This window comes from Micrococcus sp. iso_229 (assembly GCF_058072725.1).
In genome coordinates this window covers 332,691-349,395 of the sequence record NZ_CM176514.1, presented here as the reverse complement: position 1 = coordinate 349,395, position 16,705 = coordinate 332,691, and the positions used below count along the sequence as shown (strand labels likewise).

24 protein-coding genes and 2 tRNA genes are annotated in these 16,705 nt (G+C 74.4%); 16 read left to right on the top strand and 10 right to left on the bottom strand.

The window, feature by feature from the left end; all coding sequences use genetic code 11:
* Positions 1–112: 112 nt before the first annotated feature.
* Positions 113–595 carry a CarD family transcriptional regulator gene (locus tag AC3RKA_RS01675; protein WP_002858073.1) on the bottom strand — a complete coding sequence of 161 codons (483 nt, stop codon included), beginning with the start codon at positions 593–595 and terminating at the stop codon, positions 113–115.
* 201 nt (positions 596–796) lie between these two features.
* On the opposite strand from AC3RKA_RS01675, the gene AC3RKA_RS01670 reads away from it, so the two are divergent.
* Positions 797–1,348 (top strand): hypothetical protein, encoded by a 552-nt coding sequence (locus tag AC3RKA_RS01670; RefSeq protein ID WP_002858072.1) that lies wholly within the window; start codon positions 797–799, stop codon positions 1,346–1,348.
* Positions 1,349–1,439: 91 nt separating this feature from the next.
* Here the strand turns inward: AC3RKA_RS01670 and AC3RKA_RS01665 are convergent, their stop codons facing one another.
* Both AC3RKA_RS01665 and AC3RKA_RS01660 read right to left on the bottom strand, forming a co-directional pair.
* Positions 1,440–2,120: a response regulator transcription factor gene (locus tag AC3RKA_RS01665; protein ID WP_002858071.1), complete on the bottom strand. Its 681-nt coding sequence runs from the start codon at positions 2,118–2,120 to the stop codon at positions 1,440–1,442.
* Positions 2,117–3,346, bottom strand: coding sequence for a sensor histidine kinase (locus tag AC3RKA_RS01660; protein ID WP_489727386.1), 1,230 nt, complete (start codon positions 3,344–3,346; stop codon positions 2,117–2,119). Before AC3RKA_RS01660 ends, AC3RKA_RS01665 begins: the two co-directional genes overlap by 4 nt.
* 163 nt (positions 3,347–3,509) lie before the next feature.
* Between AC3RKA_RS01660 and phoU the strand changes: the two genes are divergently transcribed.
* On the top strand, positions 3,510–4,178 hold the full coding sequence (phoU, locus tag AC3RKA_RS01655; protein ID WP_002858069.1) for a phosphate signaling complex protein PhoU: 669 nt from the start codon (positions 3,510–3,512) through the stop codon (positions 4,176–4,178).
* 61 nt (positions 4,179–4,239) lie between these two features.
* Here phoU and AC3RKA_RS01650 read toward each other — a convergent pair whose 3' ends face one another.
* Positions 4,240–4,998 (bottom strand): phosphoglyceromutase, encoded by a 759-nt coding sequence (locus tag AC3RKA_RS01650; RefSeq protein WP_002858068.1) that lies wholly within the window; start codon positions 4,996–4,998, stop codon positions 4,240–4,242.
* Between the two features lie 49 nt (positions 4,999–5,047).
* Between AC3RKA_RS01650 and AC3RKA_RS01645 the strand changes: the two genes are divergently transcribed.
* Positions 5,048–5,890 (top strand): class I SAM-dependent methyltransferase, encoded by an 843-nt coding sequence (locus AC3RKA_RS01645; protein WP_489727385.1) that lies wholly within the window; start codon positions 5,048–5,050, stop codon positions 5,888–5,890.
* 25 nt (positions 5,891–5,915) lie between these two features.
* Here AC3RKA_RS01645 and AC3RKA_RS01640 read toward each other — a convergent pair whose 3' ends face one another.
* Complete coding sequence (locus tag AC3RKA_RS01640; protein WP_012750739.1) at positions 5,916–6,212, bottom strand: DUF2516 family protein; 297 nt, start codon at positions 6,210–6,212, stop codon at positions 5,916–5,918.
* Between the two features lie 81 nt (positions 6,213–6,293).
* Between AC3RKA_RS01640 and tmk the strand changes: the two genes are divergently transcribed.
* Both tmk and AC3RKA_RS01630 read left to right on the top strand, forming a co-directional pair.
* Positions 6,294–6,953 (top strand): dTMP kinase, encoded by a 660-nt coding sequence (gene tmk, locus AC3RKA_RS01635; RefSeq protein WP_489727384.1) that lies wholly within the window; start codon positions 6,294–6,296, stop codon positions 6,951–6,953.
* Positions 6,950–8,146: a DNA polymerase III subunit delta' gene (locus AC3RKA_RS01630; RefSeq protein ID WP_144824647.1), complete on the top strand. Its 1,197-nt coding sequence runs from the start codon at positions 6,950–6,952 to the stop codon at positions 8,144–8,146. The genes tmk and AC3RKA_RS01630 overlap by 4 nt, the downstream gene beginning before the upstream one ends.
* Before the next feature lie 29 nt (positions 8,147–8,175).
* Here AC3RKA_RS01630 and AC3RKA_RS01625 read toward each other — a convergent pair whose 3' ends face one another.
* Complete coding sequence (locus AC3RKA_RS01625; RefSeq protein WP_489727383.1) at positions 8,176–8,910, bottom strand: HAD family hydrolase; 735 nt, start codon at positions 8,908–8,910, stop codon at positions 8,176–8,178.
* A gap of 182 nt (positions 8,911–9,092) precedes the next feature.
* On the opposite strand from AC3RKA_RS01625, the gene AC3RKA_RS01620 reads away from it, so the two are divergent.
* Positions 9,093–9,166: transfer RNA gene (locus AC3RKA_RS01620), tRNA-Thr, on the top strand.
* Positions 9,167–9,240: 74 nt separating this feature from the next.
* Here the strand turns inward: AC3RKA_RS01620 and AC3RKA_RS01615 are convergent.
* Together AC3RKA_RS01615 and AC3RKA_RS01610 are read right to left on the bottom strand one after the other, a co-directional pair.
* Positions 9,241–9,690 (bottom strand): hypothetical protein, encoded by a 450-nt coding sequence (locus AC3RKA_RS01615; RefSeq protein WP_489727382.1) that lies wholly within the window; start codon positions 9,688–9,690, stop codon positions 9,241–9,243.
* Complete coding sequence (locus AC3RKA_RS01610) at positions 9,687–10,748, bottom strand: NAD(P)H-quinone oxidoreductase (RefSeq protein WP_489727381.1); 1,062 nt, start codon at positions 10,746–10,748, stop codon at positions 9,687–9,689. Before AC3RKA_RS01610 ends, AC3RKA_RS01615 begins: the two co-directional genes overlap by 4 nt.
* A gap of 136 nt (positions 10,749–10,884) precedes the next feature.
* Between AC3RKA_RS01610 and AC3RKA_RS01605 the strand changes: the two genes are divergently transcribed.
* Positions 10,885–10,972 (top strand) — tRNA-Ser (locus AC3RKA_RS01605).
* Positions 10,973–11,031: 59 nt separating this feature from the next.
* On the opposite strand, the gene AC3RKA_RS01600 is transcribed toward AC3RKA_RS01605, so the two are convergent.
* Entirely contained in the window at positions 11,032–12,375 is a 1,344-nt protein-coding gene (locus AC3RKA_RS01600) for a tyrosine-type recombinase/integrase (RefSeq protein ID WP_206397303.1), read from the bottom strand.
* On the bottom strand, positions 12,372–13,208 hold the full coding sequence (locus AC3RKA_RS01595) for a helix-turn-helix domain-containing protein (protein WP_489727380.1): 837 nt from the start codon (positions 13,206–13,208) through the stop codon (positions 12,372–12,374). Before AC3RKA_RS01595 ends, AC3RKA_RS01600 begins: the two co-directional genes overlap by 4 nt.
* Positions 13,209–13,324: 116 nt before the next feature.
* Between AC3RKA_RS01595 and AC3RKA_RS01590 the strand changes: the two genes are divergently transcribed.
* From AC3RKA_RS01590 to AC3RKA_RS01550, 9 genes are all read left to right on the top strand, one after another.
* Positions 13,325–13,537: a helix-turn-helix transcriptional regulator gene (locus AC3RKA_RS01590; protein ID WP_489727379.1), complete on the top strand. Its 213-nt coding sequence runs from the start codon at positions 13,325–13,327 to the stop codon at positions 13,535–13,537.
* A gap of 169 nt (positions 13,538–13,706) precedes the next feature.
* Positions 13,707–14,198 carry a hypothetical protein gene (locus tag AC3RKA_RS01585; RefSeq protein WP_489727378.1) on the top strand — a complete coding sequence of 164 codons (492 nt, stop codon included), beginning with the start codon at positions 13,707–13,709 and terminating at the stop codon, positions 14,196–14,198.
* Positions 14,195–14,485 (top strand): hypothetical protein, encoded by a 291-nt coding sequence (locus tag AC3RKA_RS01580; protein ID WP_489727377.1) that lies wholly within the window; start codon positions 14,195–14,197, stop codon positions 14,483–14,485. Before AC3RKA_RS01585 ends, AC3RKA_RS01580 begins: the two co-directional genes overlap by 4 nt.
* Positions 14,482–14,814 (top strand): helix-turn-helix domain-containing protein, encoded by a 333-nt coding sequence (locus AC3RKA_RS01575; protein ID WP_489727376.1) that lies wholly within the window; start codon positions 14,482–14,484, stop codon positions 14,812–14,814. Before AC3RKA_RS01580 ends, AC3RKA_RS01575 begins: the two co-directional genes overlap by 4 nt.
* Positions 14,814–15,572 (top strand): hypothetical protein, encoded by a 759-nt coding sequence (locus tag AC3RKA_RS01570; RefSeq protein ID WP_489727375.1) that lies wholly within the window; start codon positions 14,814–14,816, stop codon positions 15,570–15,572. Before AC3RKA_RS01575 ends, AC3RKA_RS01570 begins: the two co-directional genes overlap by 1 nt.
* Complete coding sequence (locus tag AC3RKA_RS01565) at positions 15,569–15,967, top strand: hypothetical protein (RefSeq protein WP_489727374.1); 399 nt, start codon at positions 15,569–15,571, stop codon at positions 15,965–15,967. Before AC3RKA_RS01570 ends, AC3RKA_RS01565 begins: the two co-directional genes overlap by 4 nt.
* Complete coding sequence (locus AC3RKA_RS01560; protein ID WP_206397296.1) at positions 15,964–16,227, top strand: hypothetical protein; 264 nt, start codon at positions 15,964–15,966, stop codon at positions 16,225–16,227. Before AC3RKA_RS01565 ends, AC3RKA_RS01560 begins: the two co-directional genes overlap by 4 nt.
* Entirely contained in the window at positions 16,227–16,487 is a 261-nt protein-coding gene (locus tag AC3RKA_RS01555; RefSeq protein ID WP_489727373.1) for a hypothetical protein, read from the top strand. Before AC3RKA_RS01560 ends, AC3RKA_RS01555 begins: the two co-directional genes overlap by 1 nt.
* Positions 16,484–16,702: a hypothetical protein gene (locus AC3RKA_RS01550; RefSeq protein ID WP_489727372.1), complete on the top strand. Its 219-nt coding sequence runs from the start codon at positions 16,484–16,486 to the stop codon at positions 16,700–16,702. Before AC3RKA_RS01555 ends, AC3RKA_RS01550 begins: the two co-directional genes overlap by 4 nt.
* The last annotated feature ends 3 nt before the right edge of the window (positions 16,703–16,705 follow it).

Below are 16,705 nucleotides of genomic sequence, written 5' to 3'. Positions count from 1 at the left end.
GCGCCGGTGTCCGTGGCCCGGGACCCCCGACGGCGACGGCCGTGGCCGGGGGCGAGACAGGGGCGGGGCCCGCGTCGTGGACGCGGGCCCCTCCCCTGCCGTGTGCTGCTCGTCAGCCCTCGAGCACCTTGTCCAGGCGGCCTTCGGCCTCCTCCTCGGTGACCTTCTTGGCCAGCGCCAGCTCGGACACGAGCACCTGGCGGGCCTTCGAGAGCATGCGCTTCTCGCCGGCGGACAGGCCGCGGTCCTGGTCGCGGCGCCACAGGTCACGGACGACCTCGGCCACCTTGTTGACGTCGCCGCTGGCGAGCTTCTCCAGGTTGGCCTTGTAGCGGCGGGACCAGTTGGTCGGCTCCTCCACGTGCTCGGCCCGCAGGACCTCCATGACGTGCTCAAGCCCCTCCGCATCCACGACGTCACGCACGCCGACGAGGTCGACGTTCTCCGCAGGGACCTCGATGGTCAGGTCTCCCTGTGCCACCTTGAGCTTGAGGTACATCTTCTCCTCCCCCTTGATGGTGCGCATCTTGATCTCCTCGATCCGCGCAGCACCGTGGTGGGGGTAGACGACGGTCTCTCCGACCTCAAAAACCATGTTGTTGTGCCCCTTTCAGTCGTCTCATTCTATCATGCGGCCTCGTCATGCCGCGCGTGCCGTCACATCTTCGGCCTCCGGATGTGATAGTGGAGGACCCCGCGCCACACGCCTGTCGGCGTCCCGGGATGCGGTAGCCTGACCTGGCAGGACCCCTGCCTCGGGGCTCCTGAGCACGTCATCGCACCTGAGGAGACCTCTGTGAAGAACGCATCCCGGCCCGCCCGGCGCCACCTCGCCGCAGGTGCGCTGGCCGCGGTCGCCCTGCTGGGCGCCACCGGCTGCTCCGCCGTGAGCCCGATCGCCACCGCCATCCAGTACTCCGCCTCGGACGGCATCAACGGCCAGGAGCAGGACTTCCTGAGCTACCGCAACCTCGCCCTCGTCGGCGACGGCGAGTCGGGTCCCGCCCGCCTGATCGGCACCGTGGAGAACACCTCCGGCCAGGACCAGACCTACACCTTCCAGGCCGAGGGCGGCAGCTCCGCGACCCTGAGGGTCCCCGCCGGCGAGAGCCGCAAGCTCGAGGACGACGCGAACACGACCGTCCTGGAGCGCGAGGGCGTGTGGGTCGGCGAGAACCTGCCCGTGACCGTCTCCGGCACCGGCGGCACCGCCGACCTGGCCGTCCCGCTGCTGAGCGCCACCCAGGAGCAGTACCGTGACCTGCTCCCCGAGGGCGTCGAGCCCGCAGACGAGGATCTCGTCGGGCACCTCCACGAGGAGACCCACCACTACGGCGAGGAGCACTGACCTCCGCCGGGCCCGCGCCCGGCACGCCACGGCCCCGGCCCCACCGCGAGGTGGAGCCGGGGCCGTCGTCGTCCCGGGCGGAGCGTGCCGGTCAGGCCTCGAACTTGTAGCCCAGACCGCGCACCGTGACGAGGTAGCGGGGGCTCGAGGGGTCGGGCTCGATCTTGGAGCGCAGGCGCTTCACGTGCACGTCGAGGGTCTTGGTGTCCCCCACGTAGTCGGAGCCCCACACGCGGTCGATCAGCTGGCCGCGGGTGAGCACGCGCCCGGCGTTGCGCAGCAGCATCTCCAGCAGCTCGAACTCCTTGAGGGGCAGGGACACCTGCTCGCCGTCCACGGAGACGACGTGCCGCTCGACGTCCATGCGCACGGGGCCGGCGCTGATGGTCGCCGACATCGGCTCCTCCTGCTCCCCCTGACGGCGCAGCACGGCGCGGACGCGGGCCACCAGCTCGCGCGAGGAGTACGGCTTGGTCACGTAGTCGTCCGCGCCGAGCTCGAGGCCGACGACCTTGTCGATCTCCGAGTCCTTCGCGGTCAGCATGATCACGGGGACGTTGGAGCGCTGGCGCACCTGACGGCACACCTCGGTGCCGGACATCCCCGGGAGCATCAGGTCCAGGAGGATCAGGTCCGCGCTGTCGCGCTCGAAGACGCTCAGCGCCTCGTTGCCGTCGGCGGCGACGGTGACCTCGAACCCCTCCTTCTCCAGGAGGTAGGACAGGGGGTCGCTGAACGACTCCTCGTCCTCCACGATCAGAATGCGGCTCATGCGCTCGTCTCCTTCCGGGTCGGGTGTGCGGCCGAGGCGGTCACCCGGTGACCGCGCCGCTCGGTGACGTGGGCGGCGCCCGGCGCGCCGTCGACGGCGACACCGTCCCCCCACTCGGGCAGGCGGATGGTGAAGGTCGACCCGCGGCCCGGCTGGGACCAGAGGGTGACCTCCCCTCCGTGGTTGATGACGACGTGCTTGACGATGCTCAGCCCCAGGCCCGTGCCGCCCGTCTGGCGCGACCGCGCCGCGTCCACGCGGTAGAAGCGTTCGAAGACCCGCTCCTGCTCCTCCGGGCTGATGCCGATGCCCTGGTCCGTGACGGTGACCTGCGCGAGCCCGTCCACGGAGCTCAGGCCGATGCCCACCGTGGTGCCCTCCGGGGAGTAGCGCACCGCGTTGTCCACCAGGTTGCGCACCGCGGTCATCAGCTGGTCCTGGTCCCCGTGCACCACCGCGTCCACGCGGCCGCCCACGCGCAGCGCGATGCCGCGGTCCTCGGCGGTCAGGCGCAGGCGGTCCACGGCGTCGGCGACGACGGCGTTGAGGTCCACGGGCCCCCCGTCCTGGACCACGTCCTTGGCCTGCAGCCGGGAGAACTCGATGATGTCCTGCACGAGGGCCGTGAGCCGGCGGGACTCGACGCCCAGCCGTGCGGCGAAGCGACGCACCGCCTCCTCGTCCTCCGCGGCGTCGCCGATGGCCTCGGAGAGCAGGGAGATGGCACCCACCGGCGTCTTGAGCTCGTGCGAGACGTTGACGACGAAGTCGTGGCGCATGGCCTCGGTGCGGGTCACGTCCGTGCGGTCGTCGGCCAGGATCAGGATGTACTCCTCGTCCAGCGGGGCCACGCGCAGCTCGACGACGAGGCTCGACTGCCCGAGGGGTCCTCGGGGCAGCTCCATGCGGCGCTCGACGATGACGCCGTCGGCCCGCACGGTCCGCGTGAGCTCCCGCAGCTGGTCCTGGACGAGCGAGTGCCCCCGCACGAGGCCCAGGGCGTAGGCCGCGGGGTTCGCCCGCACCACACCGTCGATGTCGTCCACCACCGCGTACGCGCGGCCGACCACGGAGAGGACCTCGGCGGCGCCCGGCGCCAGGGTGGGTTCGCCGACCGTCAGGTCTACCGTCCGCGAGCGCTCGGACGCCCGGAAGGCCAGCATGGAGGCCACTCCGGTGAACAGTCCGACCGCTCCGCACAGCAGGCCGATGATGACGGGATCCACGGCACCAGACTAGCCTCTGGCGGCCCGGAGACGGGCTGCCCCGGCCCCGCCAGACGCCGGACGATCGGCGTTCATGGGCCGTTCATCTTGCCCTGGCAGGATGGGCCGCTGCCCCGCGGACTCGGGGTCGGCGGCGCACGGGCGTCGCCGGGGAGAGGAGACCATGCGCGAGCTCTACCGAGCCGACCTCGAACGGCTGGGCCGCGACCTGACCGAGATCGCCCGCCTGGTGCACCGCGCCATGATGGACGCGCAGGCCGCCCTCGAGGCGGCCGACGTGCACGGCGCCGAACGGGTCATCTCGGAGGACGCGCGGATCGACCAGCTGCAGGAGTCCCTCGACGAGCAGGCCGTGCGCATCCTGGCGCTGCAGGCGCCCGTGGCCACGGACCTGCGCACCGTCGTCGCCACGCTGCGGATGAGCTCCTCGCTCGAGCGCATGGGCGACCTCGCCCGCCACGTGGCCCAGCTGACCCGGCTGCGCTACCCCGAGCATGTCATCCCGGAGCCGGTCCGGACCGTGTTCACCGCGATGTGCGACGCCGCCGTGGAGGTGGCCGAGGAGGTCGTCCTGCTGCTCGAGACCCAGGACCTGGCGCACGGGGACCGGATCGACACCCTCAACGAGGACGTCAACGCGCTGCACGTGTCCGTCTTCCGCGCGATCGCCGCCCCGGACTGGAGCGCGACGCCGGCCACCACCACGGACGTCACGCTGGCCTCCCGCTACCTCGAGCGGTTCACGGACCACGGCCTGTCCGTGGCCGCCAAGGTGCGCTATCTCGTCACGGGCGAGTGGGCGACCCACCGCCCGGACGCCACCGGCTCCTGACCGTCCCCGACGCCACGGGCCGGGCCCCCGAGCGGGGCCCGGCCCGTCGTCGTCGGGCGCGTCAGTGCGCGGAGCCCTGGGCGGCCACGGCGGCGGCGCCGGCCGCGGCGGCCTCCGGGTCGAGGTAGCGGCCGTTCGCGGTGATCGGCTTGAAGTTCTGGTCCAGCTCGTACACCAGCGGGATGCCCGTCGGGATGTTCAGGCCCGCGATGTCCTCGTCCGAGATGCCGTCCAGGTGCTTGACCAGCGCGCGCAGCGAGTTGCCGTGAGCGGCGATCAGCACGGTCTTGCCGGCCTTGAGGTCGGGCAGGACCTGCTCCTCCCAGTAGGGCAGCAGGCGGTCGACGACCTGCTTGAGGGCCTCGGTGCGGGGGGCGTCCTTGCCCAGGTCCGCGTAGCGCTCGTCGCCGACCTGGGAGAACTCGGAGTCGTCGTCCAGGGCGGGCGGCGGGGTGTCGAAGGACCGGCGCCAGACCATGAACTGCTCCTCGCCGAACTCCTCCTTCACCTGGGCCTTGTCCTTGCCCTGGAGGGCCCCGTAGTGGCGCTCGTTCAGGCGCCAGCTGCGCTTGACCGGGATCCACTGGCGGTCCGCGGCCTCGAGCGCCAGGTTGGCCGTGGTGATGGCGCGCTTGAGCAGGGACGTGTGGACCACGTCCGGGCGGAGGCCCTCCGCCTCCAGCAGCTCACCGCCGCGGGCGGCCTCGGCGCGCCCCTTCTCGGTCAGCGGGACGTCCACCCAGCCGGTGAACAGGTTCTTCTCGTTCCATTCGCTCTGACCGTGCCGCAGCAGGACCAGCGTGTACGTGGTGTTCGCCATGTCACCATCCTAGGCGGACCCGTCCCGCCGCTCCCCTACGCTGGAGCCCATGGTGGAGAAGGCCCGGCGGCTGCGCGCGCGCACGACGCCCGGCCCCGGCCCGGCACGGGGCCCGCAGGGCCACATCACCCGCGGCACGACGGCGGCGCAGCGGATGCGCCGGGTGGACCGCTGGCTCACGGACGTGCACGGCCCCCTGCTGCGGCGCACTCCCCGCCCGCTGGCCGTGGACCTGGGCTTCGGCGCGGAGCCGGTGACCGCCGTCGAGATGGCCGAGCGGCTGCGCGTGCAGAACCCGGCCCTCGAGCTGGTGGGCCTCGAGATCGACCCCGCTCGGGTCGCCCGGGCCCGGGAGCGGGCCGGCGACCTGCCGGGGGTCACCTGGGCGGTCGGCGGCTTCGAGCTGCCCGTGCCGCGGCCGCCCACCGTGGTGCGCGCGTTCAACGTGCTGCGCCAGTACCGGGAGGAGGACGTACCCGCGATCTGGTCTCTGCTGTGCGCGGGGCTCGCCGACGACGGCGTCCTCGTGGAGGGCACCTGCTCCGAGGACGGTCGGCGGGCGGCCTGGGTGGATCTGCGCCGGGACGGACCGGCGAGCCTGACCGTGGCCCTCAGGCTGGGCTCCTTCGCCCGCCCCTCGGACGTGGCGGCGCGCCTGCCGAAGGTCCTCATCCACCGGCACGTGCCCGGCGAGCCCGTCCATCGGCTCCTGGCGGAGGCCGACGCCGCGTGGGCCGCGCACGCCCCGCTCGCGGCCTACGGGACGCGGCAGCGGTGGCTGGCGACGGTCGGCACGCTGCGCTCGGCGGGCTGGCCCGTGCTGGGCGGCCCGCACCAGTGGCGGCGCGGGGAGCTGAGCGTGCGCTGGGCGGCGGTGGCGCCGTCGTCATGAGGGCGGCGCCGACGGCGCGGGGCCCTCAGCGGCGCAGGGCCGGGCCCATGTCCTGGCGGGGGCCGGCGAGGTAGACGCACGCCACGCACGCGGCCACCAGGCCGAACATGCCCATCCCGCCGCCCGCGAGCACGCCGAGGAGCCCGACGACGGCGGCCACGCCGGTCAGGATCAGCCAGAAGCTCCTGTCCCGGCCCCCGATGCGGGCGAAGTCGTCGGGGCGGCGCCGGACGACGTCCACCAGCGCCCAGACCTCGAGCACGAGTGCGGCGATCGCCAGGACGCGGAACAGCCAGTGGTCGAAGAGGAGGGCGACGTGCATGGGGGCGCTCATGCCGGTCAGTCTAGGCGGTCGGCCCGGCCGGGTTCCTTCCCCGTCCGGGGCGGCGTCTAGGCTCGAGGCGTGAGCACCCAGACCGAGCATCGCGGCCTGTTCGTCGCCGTCGAGGGGCCGGACGGATCCGGCAAGTCCACCCAGGCCCGCGCCCTGACCGAGGCCCTGCGCGCCGCGGGCCACGAGGTGGTGCTCACCCGCGAGCCCGGCGGCTCGGACCTGGGCGAGACGCTGCGGGAGCTGCTGCTGGACCCCGAGCACGCCCCCGTGGACCCCCGCACCGAGGCGCTGCTGTTCGCCGCAGCCCGGTCCGCCCATGCCGTCCGCACGCTGCGTCCCGCGCTGGCCCGGGGCGCCGTCGTCGTCACGGACCGGTACGTGGACTCGTCCGTGGCCTACCAGGGCGCGGCGCGCGGGCTGGGCGAGGCGCGGATCGGCGCCCTGAACGAGTGGGCCACGGACGGGCTCGTCCCCGATCTGACGGTGCTGATCGACGTGGACGCGGCCACCGCCGCGGACCGGCGTGAGCGCCGCGCGGCGGGGGGCGAGGGCGCCCCCGACCGCATGGAGCGGGAGACGGCAGACCGGCACGAGGCCCTGCGCGCCGCCTTCCTCGCCCGCGCGGCGGCCGCGCCCGAGCGGTACCTCGTGCTCGACGGCGCGCTGCCGCCGCAGGAGCTCACCGCCCGCGCACTGGCCCGCGTCACCGCCCAGGTGGCCGACCGATGACGGCCCCCGCTCCCGTGCCCCCGGTGTTCGCGGACCTCGCGGGCCAGGACGCCGCGGTGGCCCAGCTGCGCCGTGCCGCGGCCGAGGACCGCCCCACCCACGCCTGGATGTTCACGGGCCCGCCCGGCTCCGGCCGATCGACGGCCGCGCGGGCGTTCGCCGCGGCCCTGCAGTGCGAGGTCGCGGACCCGGCGGCGCGCGGCTGCGGCGAGTGCCACGCGTGCCGCACCGTCCTCGGCGGCACCCACCCGGACGTGACCGTGCTGGCCACCGAGGCGGTGAGCTATCGGATCGAGGACGTCCGCGCCCTCGTGGAGGCCGGCCAGTCCACCCCCGCGACCGGGCGCTGGCGGATCTTCCTCATGGAGGACGCGGACCGCATGACGGAGCGCGCCACGAACGTGCTCCTCAAGGCCATCGAGGAGCCGCCGGCCCGCACGATCTGGATGCTGTGCACCCCGTCCCCCGCGGACGTGCTCCCCACCGTCCGCTCCCGCTGCCGGCTGATCACGCTGAGCATCCCCGCCGTGGAGCAGGTGGCGGAGCTGCTGCACCGCCGCGACGGGCTGGACCGCGAGACCGCACTCACCACCGCGCGGATCTCCCAGTCGCACGTGGGCATGGCCCGCCGCCTCGCGCGGGACCCGGACGCCCTCGAGCGTCGCGAACGCATCCTCTCCCTGCCGCTCCAGGCCACCGCCGTCTCCGACGCGATGGCGCTGGCCGCCACGCTGGCCGAGGTGTCCAAGGCCGAGGCCGAGTCCGCCGCCGAAGCCCGGGACGCCGAGGAGCTCGAGGCGCTGCGCCGCTCCCTGGGCCTCGAGCCCGGCGAGCCCGTCCCGCCCAAGCTGCGCCACCACGTCAAACGGCTCGAGGAGGACCAGACCCGCCGGCGGCGCCGCGCCGTCCGGGACTCGCTGGACCGGGCCATGATCGACGTCATGGGCCTGTTCCGGGACGTGCTGCGCGTGCAGCTGGGGGCCGACGGCGAGCTCATCAACGAGCACCGCCGGGGCGAGATCGAGGCGTACGCCCGCGGCGCCGCCGGTGACTCGGCCGAGGTGCTCGCCCGGATCGACGCCGTCACCACGGCCCGCGAGCGCATCGCCGCCAACGTGCCGGAGCAGCTGGCCCTCGAAGCCATGATGCTGGCGCTGCTGCCCCGCCGGGTGCGCACCCCGCGACGTCGCTGAGCGGCCGCGCGGGGCGGACCGGCGCCGGCTCAGCGGGTGCGGACCACCAGGTCCGGCACATCGGCCAGGCCCGGCACCACCCGGTCTGCGCCCGCCGCCAGCAGGACGTCGTCCGCGTCGCGACCCGTGCGCACGCCGACCACGAGTCCGGCCCCCGCGCGGCGCCCGGCCGTCATGTCCTCCGCGGTGTCCCCGACCACGAGGACGCTGCGGACGTCGTCCAGGTCGAGACCGAGCAGGGCGGTGAGGATCATGTCCGGGTAGGGGACGCCGCGGCCGGCGTCGTCCGGGGAGAGGCTGAGATCCGCCAGGCCCATCCACCCCAGCGACTCGAGGATCATGTTCTGGGTGTGGCGGGCGTAGCCGGTGCACAGGCACACGTGCAGGCCGAGCGCACGCAGGCGGACGAGCGCCTCCTCCGCGCCCGGCACGGCCCGGACGCCGTGCTCGGCCAGCAGCGCGTCGAAGGCCGCCTCGAACGTGCGGGTCGCCGCCGCGGCCACCGCCCGGTCCGCGAACACGCGGGGGAACACGGCCGTGCGCGAGGTGGGCCGGAGCGCGCGGAACCGCCGCGCGGCGTCGTCGTGCTCCGGCGTGCCCGCCGGGACGCCGTGCTGGTCCAATGTGCGGGCGAACGCCGTGTCCTGGAGCCCGTGCTCCACGATGGACGTGCCGGACATGTCCACCACGGCCAGGCGGAGGGGCACGGCCGACGAGGCCGCGGCGGGGGGTGCCGGGGTGCGAGGGGCGTGGGGCAGGCTCATGCGTCTCCCGTCGACGGTGTGTGCCCACCAGGGAACCGCCCCCGTCTGGCCGCGGCATGGCCTGGGGGTGAACGCCCGCAGAAGGGGCGGGCCACACTCGGTGGCCCGCGCACCCGGCCGCGCGGTGGAATCGGGGCCGCGAAACCGGTATGCTCGTCAGCCGTGGCCGTTCACGGTCACGTGCCTCCTTAGCTCAGCTGGCCAGAGCAGCTCCCTCGTAAAGAGCAGGTCGCCGGTTCGAATCCGGCAGGGGGCTCCCCCGGACCCCGCCGCGTGATCACGCGGCGGGGTCCTCTCGTCTCCGGGCCGGCCCTCCGGGGCGCGCCGCCGTCAGAGCCCGGCTCCCAGCTCCTCCGCCCGGTCCAGGTGGCCGAGGGTGCGTTCGGCGTGCCGGCCGACCGACTCCGCCGAGCCCTGGCCGAGCCGGTACAGGGCGAGGGCCTGGGCGGTGGCGGCCAGCTCGTGTGCGGCGCGGGAGAGCTCACGGTGGACGTCGGCGGCCTCGGCCGGGATGTGCTCGCCGTCGCCCTCGTGGTCCCGGTGCAGACGGACGCACAGGGCACGGACCGCGGGGAGCCGTTCCGTGAGGACGTTGCCGGCGTGGACCACGCCGTTGCGCTCCTCGGGGCTCAGCACGTCCGTGCCCCGCCGGCCCTCCAGCACCTGCCAGTAGCGGTCCATGGCCCGGCCGAGGCGGTCGTGGGCACGGCGCCACAGCCCCGTGCCGAGCTCGCGGTCGTCGGCACGCTCCTGACGGAAGCGTGCGAAGGGCCCCCTCATGCGCGGTCGCCGGACGGCCGGCGCGCGTCGGCGGGGTCGGTGACGAGCACGACCTTGCCCGTGCGGGTGGCGGAGTCGAACCAGTCGAACGCCTCGGCGGCCTCGGCGAGCGGGAAGCACGCCCCGACGCTCGCGTCGATGCGGCCCGCCGCCACCAGGGGCCACACGGCACGTTCGGTCGCGGCCACGATCCCGGCCTTGTCTGTGACCGAGCGGGAGCGGAGCGTCGCCCCCGTGAGCCAGCCGCGCTTGACCACCAGCTTCATGATGTTGAAGTCCTCCGGGACGGCGCCGCCCTGGACCGCGAGCGTCACGATGCGGCCCTCGGGGGCGAGCGCGGACACGTTGGGTGCCAGGTACGGGGCGCCGACGACGTCGAGGATGACGTCCGCGCCGTGGCCGTCCGTGACCTCCTTGACCCACGGGGCGAAGGCACCGGACTCGGCGGCGCGGTGGTCGAACATGTGCTCGGCGCCCAGCCGCCGGCCGAGCGCCACCTTCTCCGGGCCGCCGGCCGTGCCCAGCACCCGTGCACCGAGCGCGGTGAGGAACTGGACGGCGAAGGAGCCGATGCCGCCGGTGGCGCCGTGCACGAGCACCCAGTCCCCGGCCTGCACGCCCGCACGGCCCACGAGCGCCGAGTGCACCGTGCAGGCGACCTCCGGCAGGGCCGCCGCCTCGACGAGGCCGACGCCGTCGGGGACGGCCATGAGCTGGCCCGCCGGCACAGCGACGTACTCGGCGAAGCCGCCGCCGGCCAGGAGCGCGCACACCCGGTCACCGACGGCGAAGCGCCCCTCACCCGGCATCCCGGCCTCGGGTCCCAGGGCCGCCACGGTGCCGGAGACCTCGAGCCCGGGGATCTCGGAGGCGCCGCGCGGCGGCGGATAGCGGCCCTCGCGCTGCGCGATGTCCGCGCGGTTGAGACCCGCGGCGGCCACGTGCACCAGCACCTCGCCCGGGCCGGGGTCCGGCACGGGCTCGTGGCCCACGCGGACGACGCCGTTGTCGCCGGCACCGGTGAATCGCACGGCGCGCATCTGTGCGGGGACGTCCATGGGGGTCTCCTCCTCTGGTCGGGGGTCGAGGGTCCATCCTCGCGCGCGGGGGCCGGACTCGCCACCGGTCGCCCGCCGGGCCACGGGCTAGAGTGGGTCCTCGACGCGGCGGCCCATGCCGTCGCGGTCAGGCCCGGGATGGTTGTCCGAGCGGCCGAAGGAGCCGGTCTTGAAAACCGGTGCGCGGTGACCCCGTGCCGAGGGTTCGAATCCCTCACCATCCGCGTGATCCCAAGGGAAACGGCGGGCCACACGGCCCGCCGTTTCGTCTGCCCGGCCCCGCTCAGGGCCGATCTGTGGCCATTCTGTGGCCATCGGTTCGGGACGATGCCCGCGGGATCATGGCCGCGCGCTTGTCCGCGGCCGCCTCCCCGACGCCCGGGAGGAGGTGCCCGTACGTATCCGCGGTGAGCTTGATCGTGGAGTGCCGCAGCACCTTCGAGACGATCGCCAGGTCCACGCCGGCGGCCAGCATCATGGACGCCGCGCCGTGCCGCAGATCGTGGAACCGGACCCGGCGCAGCGCCACGGGCGCCCCGTTCGGCCCGCTCGGGACCGTCACGCCCTCTTGCAGCTCCCCGAACCGGCGCGTGACCCATGAGGGCCGCAGCGGGTCCCCGTTCTCGCGTGCGAACACGAGGCCGTGGTCCGCGTAGGCCTCGCCCCACTCCGCGCGTTCCTCGCCCTGCGCGAGCTGCTGGCCGAGGAGCACGGCCACCGTCCCCGAGTCCAGATGGACGACGCCGGCCGAGTCCGCGGTCTTGGGCGTGGCGAATCCGATCCCCCGGTGCACGCGGCCGCAGCCCGGGCACGCCGGCGCGTCGTCGTCCGCGGCCACCTGCACGACCTGCTGACGCACGTGCACCCGACGCCGCACGAGGTCCACGTCCGACCAGCGCAGCCCGAGGACCTCGCCGCGGCGCAGCCCGAGATAGGCCGCGACGTGGAACAGCGGCGCCAGGCGCTCCCCGGCGTCCGTCAGCGCGTCCAGGAACGCGCCTGTCTCCGCCGGCGTCCACGGCTGCACCTGCGCCCGTTCCTCGCGCGGCATGTCCAGGTCCCGGGCAGGGTTCCACGAGAGCTTCCGCTCCCGCACCGCAGCCGCCAGAGCCGTGCGCAGGGTGGCCCGCACCCGGTGGACCGTGGCCGCACTCCGTGGCCGCTCAGGGCGCTCCCCGTGCACGTCGTCGCGAGTGCCGGCCACGACCTCGAGCAGCGCGTACACGTGCGAGGGTCGCAGGTCCCGCAGCCGCAGGTGCCCGAGCTCCGGCCGTAGGTACCGCTCGACGTGCCCCCGGTAGGCGTCCGCCGTCGTCCGCTTCAGCGCCGGCGCCCGCCGGCTGAGCCACCGGTCCAGGAACTCCCCCACCGTCTCGGCCGCGTCGTCCGTCCAGGTACCGGCGCGCAGCTCGCGCGCCACGGCCTCGAGCGCCTCCTCCGCGGCCTCCCGTGTGGGGTAGCCGCCGCGGGAGGGCCGGCGCCGCGCCCCGGTCACCGGGTCCGCGCCGGCGTCCAGCCGCCACGACCACGACCCGTGCCGCCGCTTGCACGCGAGTGCCCGCCCGTCCCGGCCCCGCGGGAGGTCCTCCGGCGGGCACGGGCAGCGCTTCCAGACGGTGCCCTTCACGATGCGCCGCCCTCGCGCGCCACGATGATGGGGAAGTCCTCGATCCCCCACCCGCCCGCGTCGTCCGCGTTCAGCAGCTCGACCGCTCGCGCCCACATCGAATCGGGGTCGGCGGTCACGTCCGCGTTGAACTCCACTCCCGGGTAGACATCCGGGAACATCTGCCCGATGGCCACGCGCGTGGCCACGGCGTTGAAGTCCTCATCGGTCACCGGTTCGGCACCTGGGAAGTCCGCGGACAGATCGTCTATCAACCACTGGACGGACTCAGGGCATTCCACTGGCCGGCCCTGGCGCAGGTCCTCTGCAAGCGCTGCGGCGCGGTCTGCAAGCCGCGTGTCCAGCATCCCGAGCACCTCCGGCCAGAGTCCGCGCCAGCCGCCGCGCCGAGCAGCCGTTTCCACGTCTCGCGTGAGGAATCCGGCGAACTGGAACGGGTCGGAGTCCACAGCGAATCGTGCGCCGCCATCCGCGCTCAGCGTCGAGAGCATGACAACGGCGTCTCGCACGGCGACAGCACGGAGATATCCCCGCGCCCCGGACGCGGCCTCGATGCGCGCACTTCCGATGCCGTACTCCGCCTCGTTGACCAGCTGGCCGAGGCGCCCGCCGGGGAGGAAGTCGAACGGGTCGCGGCTGAGCACCAGCGCGAGTGTGGGCAGCTCGACGGCCCGCACGGGCCGTTCCCCTCGTTCCACCTTGGACACGGTGGTCTGATGCCATGCGAGGCCGGCGTCTTGCAGCTGCGCCGCGAGGGCGCCCTGATTCCACCCGCGCTTCTCGCGCGCCTCAGTGATCTTGCTCCCTATGTACACGTTGCCGTCCTCAAGCATGACGCACACGCTAACACGGAACGGGTTAGACGGAACAGCGAATGGACTTGCGCGGACGCGGGCGGATGCTCTAGCGTCTGGGTTACGTCCTAACCCAGTACGACCTAGGAGCTGGCATGACCGCCACGAAGACCGCCCCCGAACCGGCCACCCTCTCGATCCCCGCCGCGGCCGAGCGGCTCGGCATCGGCCGATCCCTCGCCTACACCCTCGTGCAGCGCGACGAGTTCCCCGTCCGCGTGCTCCGCCTCGGGACGCGCCGCCTCGTCTCCCGTGTGGAGCTGGAGCGTTACCTCGCCGGGGAGGTGGAGCCCCGTGACGCCGCCTGACGACGAGACCCCGACCCCTCGCCCGCGCCGCGCTCGCGGATCGCGCGGCGGCCGCGGACGACGCCGGCCCCGCCCCACCACCCCAGAGACGACAACGGGCGCCCCCGCGCAGCTTGCCGGCATCGGCGGGGACGCCCTCAGCCCGAACCCCCAGGAAGGAACTCGAACCATGAACCAGCATCCCACGACCCCAGGACGCGATAGGACCCCCGCGCCCGTGTTCCCCTCTCCCACGCTCCCCGAGCCCTGCGACTCCGATCAGGACCCCGATCTGATCCCCGTCTACGGCCACTGCGCGCCGTTCTGCAGCATGGACGGCCCCGCCTCCGGCCAGACCGTCGCCGAACACGGCCACGTCTGCGAGGGCCGCGGCTTCCCCGTGGACGCGTGGGGCGCCCGCGAGGACGCGCGCACCATCTGGGCGTCCCTCGTGCAGCACTACCGTCACGGGGCGTATGCGCCCGAGGACGTGACCGGCCGGCCCGCCGTGCCGTTGGTCCAGCTCATCTGGGAGGACGCCGGCTCGACCACGGGCCAGGCGTGGGGCGCGTTCATCACCCCGTCCTCCGCCCGGTCCCTGGCCGCGGCCCTCGTGCACCTGGCCGACACCGCCGAGGGACTCGACCTCCCCGCCCGCCGTCACGGAGGTGAGACCCGATGATCACGTCCACTCCCGCCCAGCGGGCCGCACGGTCCGCGAACGGCAAGAAGGCCGCCGCCGTGTCGATCGCCGCCGCCCGCGAGCGCGCGGCCGCCCGCCTGGAGGACCTCGAGTTCCTGGCCGCGCAGGGCACGAACCGGGCCGAGGCCGCCCGCCGGGCCGGCTTCCCCACCGTGTCCGCCCTGGAACGGTTCCTCTCCCGTCACCGGCGCCTGGACCTCGTGGCCGCCCTGCCGACCGAGCACCAGGCCCGTCGCCGCGGCGACTACTACCGGGCGGCAGCATGAGCACCCGCCCTGTCCCCGAACCGGCGTCGCGCGCCCTGTGGCTGCACGCGCTCACGCACTCCGAGCTGCGCCGCGGCGCCCGCCTGGCCGGCCTGGCCCTGGCCACCCGCGCCACCTCGAGCGGCCGCGCACACCTCACGGTGCCTGACGTGGCCGAGCTCGCCGGCGTCCACCCGTCCACGGCCCGCCGCGCGCTCGCGGACCTGCACGCCGCCGGATACCTCGAGCCGGCCCCCGCGTCGCCCTACAGCGGCGCGGGGGCCGCCCGGACCGGCTACCGGCTGACCGTGCCCGTCCCGGCCGCCGGCGAGGAGAGGAGGGTCGCCTGATGGGCTACGCCAACGCCATGGCCGTGTTCACGTCCTGGGCTCACCTGGGCCACCGTGAGCGCTCCCTGCTGGCCTACCTCGCGCTCATGTCCCGCGACGATGACCGCCCGCCCGTGTACTTCGGCGGCTGGGAGGCCGCGGCCCGGGCCATCGGCCTGGACCCCGAGGGCAAGGCCCGCAGCGCACAGGAGGTCACCCGCAAGGCGTTCGGCGCGCTCGCGGAGGCCGGGGCCCTCGTGTCCTCCGGCAAGGCGCACACGGGCCGCCGGGCCGAGTACGCGCTGACCCTGGACCCCGCCCGATCTGTGGCCGCCACGGGCACAGCACGGGACGGGAATGGGCGTCTCGTGACGACGTGGACTGTCCTCGATCGCACGACCGGGCGCCCTGTGGATAAGTCCGCGCGCATCTGGGAGAGGCCCAACGGAACGTTGGGGCAGAGCCCCAATGAATCGTTGGGGCAGAAGCCCCAACGGATCGTTGGAAAGAGCCCCAACGGCTCGTTGGGGCCTACTACGACTGATGAACCACACCAGGAATACAGGGAGGAGAACATCGCCTTGGACGCAACCAGCAGTACGCGCGCGAGCTCGCCGCTGCGCTCCGCGGCCTTGTTCCTCGTGCGCACCCCGGACCAGGGCCGGGCCGCGCTCGCGGACCTCCGGACGGTACAAGGCAGCCTCTCCGAGGATGACCTCGTGATGATCGCGGCCCGCCAGGCAGGGTGGAGCCCCGACGCCGAGGATGTGCCCGCATGAGCCCCCGCCACTCTGCACCGGCCCCGAACTTCACGCAGCCCGCCCTCCCCGAGCTCGACGGCCTCCCGGCCCCGCAGCCGGGTCGTCCCGCCTCGGCCCGGCCGGCGCCGCGGCTGCACCTGGCCAGCGTCTCCGAACTCACCCCGGTCAGTCTGGACGAGCGGGCCGCGGACGTCATGGCCAGCCTCGACGCCGCCGGCCTGTTCCCCGACCAGCACCAGGCCCGAGCCCTGGCCGCCGCCGGCATGATCGCCCCGCACGCCTGGGCCGCTCCCGAGCACAGCGATCACCGCAAGGCCGAGGCCGCCGAGACCGTGGCCACGATCCGCCAGGACGTAGCCCGACGCCGAGCGGCCGCCAGCTACGCCCGCACCCGAGGCGGCGACATCTCGTGACCGTCTGCCGTGACTGCGAGCGCGAGACCCCGGCCGAGGCCCTGACCCCCTCCGGGCTCTGCGCGGACTGCATCCCATCCACCGCCGGCGCCGGCCGCCGTCCCACCCCCGCCACCGTGGGACCGGGCCGCCAGGCCGTCCGCGACCTGCTCGCCCCCATGAGGGCCGCCCGGGCCGCCCGCGAGCGCGAACGCTCCGCCGCGCTCGCGGACGCCCGCCCCACCGACCTGCCCACCCCCACCCCGAGGAGGAACCCCTGATGACCGCCCCCGAGATGACCGCCTACCCGTTCACGTCGGCCGAGCCGCCCACCGTGTCCGACTTCGAGACCGCGCTAGGCGTCATCGCCTACGTGCGCACCGTCCGCGACGTGGCCAGCCCGGCGGCGAGCCACTACCAACAGACCCGGGACATGCTCGTTGAGGCCGCCACGCAGGTCCGCCAGCTCGCCCCGTTCCTCGCCGTCCCCGACGCCGAGGACCACGCGGACCACGACGAGGCCGAGGAGGTGCCGGCATGAGCCCCCGCGGCCCCGCCCCCGAGCCCAGCAGCACCACCGCCCCGGTCCGGCCCGTGCAGCTGCACCGCCTCGACCTCGCCCGCCGCGCGCTCGCGGCCCGGTACGGGGTCCCCGTCTCCCGCATCCGCGGCCGCACGGTCCCCGACCTCGAGCGCTCCGCTCGAGCCCTGGCCGCCGAGCACCACCCCCACGACGACGGCCCCGCGGCTGCCTGACCC

What these genes read in the sequence shown, in the direction of transcription:
- AC3RKA_RS01675 (WP_002858073.1), bottom strand. Translation starts at nt 595, where the DNA reads ATGGTTTTTGAGGTCGGAGAGACCGTCGTCTACCCCCACCACGGTGCT.
- AC3RKA_RS01665 (WP_002858071.1), bottom strand. Translation starts at nt 2,120, where the DNA reads ATGAGCCGCATTCTGATCGTGGAGGACGAGGAGTCGTTCAGCGACCCC.
- phoU (WP_002858069.1), top strand. Translation starts at nt 3,510, where the DNA reads ATGCGCGAGCTCTACCGAGCCGACCTCGAACGGCTGGGCCGCGACCTG.
- AC3RKA_RS01650 (WP_002858068.1), bottom strand. Translation starts at nt 4,998, where the DNA reads ATGGCGAACACCACGTACACGCTGGTCCTGCTGCGGCACGGTCAGAGC.
- AC3RKA_RS01645 (WP_489727385.1), top strand. Translation starts at nt 5,048, where the DNA reads ATGGTGGAGAAGGCCCGGCGGCTGCGCGCGCGCACGACGCCCGGCCCC.
- AC3RKA_RS01640 (WP_012750739.1), bottom strand. Translation starts at nt 6,212, where the DNA reads ATGCACGTCGCCCTCCTCTTCGACCACTGGCTGTTCCGCGTCCTGGCG.
- AC3RKA_RS01630 (WP_144824647.1), top strand. Translation starts at nt 6,950, where the DNA reads ATGACGGCCCCCGCTCCCGTGCCCCCGGTGTTCGCGGACCTCGCGGGC.
- AC3RKA_RS01625 (WP_489727383.1), bottom strand. Translation starts at nt 8,910, where the DNA reads ATGAGCCTGCCCCACGCCCCTCGCACCCCGGCACCCCCCGCCGCGGCC.
- AC3RKA_RS01615 (WP_489727382.1), bottom strand. Translation starts at nt 9,690, where the DNA reads ATGAGGGGGCCCTTCGCACGCTTCCGTCAGGAGCGTGCCGACGACCGC.
- AC3RKA_RS01610 (WP_489727381.1), bottom strand. Translation starts at nt 10,748, where the DNA reads ATGGACGTCCCCGCACAGATGCGCGCCGTGCGATTCACCGGTGCCGGC.
- AC3RKA_RS01595 (WP_489727380.1), bottom strand. Translation starts at nt 13,208, where the DNA reads ATGCTTGAGGACGGCAACGTGTACATAGGGAGCAAGATCACTGAGGCG.
- AC3RKA_RS01590 (WP_489727379.1), top strand. Translation starts at nt 13,325, where the DNA reads ATGACCGCCACGAAGACCGCCCCCGAACCGGCCACCCTCTCGATCCCC.
- AC3RKA_RS01585 (WP_489727378.1), top strand. Translation starts at nt 13,707, where the DNA reads ATGAACCAGCATCCCACGACCCCAGGACGCGATAGGACCCCCGCGCCC.
- AC3RKA_RS01580 (WP_489727377.1), top strand. Translation starts at nt 14,195, where the DNA reads ATGATCACGTCCACTCCCGCCCAGCGGGCCGCACGGTCCGCGAACGGC.
- AC3RKA_RS01575 (WP_489727376.1), top strand. Translation starts at nt 14,482, where the DNA reads ATGAGCACCCGCCCTGTCCCCGAACCGGCGTCGCGCGCCCTGTGGCTG.
- AC3RKA_RS01570 (WP_489727375.1), top strand. Translation starts at nt 14,814, where the DNA reads ATGGGCTACGCCAACGCCATGGCCGTGTTCACGTCCTGGGCTCACCTG.
- AC3RKA_RS01565 (WP_489727374.1), top strand. Translation starts at nt 15,569, where the DNA reads ATGAGCCCCCGCCACTCTGCACCGGCCCCGAACTTCACGCAGCCCGCC.
- AC3RKA_RS01555 (WP_489727373.1), top strand. Translation starts at nt 16,227, where the DNA reads ATGACCGCCCCCGAGATGACCGCCTACCCGTTCACGTCGGCCGAGCCG.
- AC3RKA_RS01550 (WP_489727372.1), top strand. Translation starts at nt 16,484, where the DNA reads ATGAGCCCCCGCGGCCCCGCCCCCGAGCCCAGCAGCACCACCGCCCCG.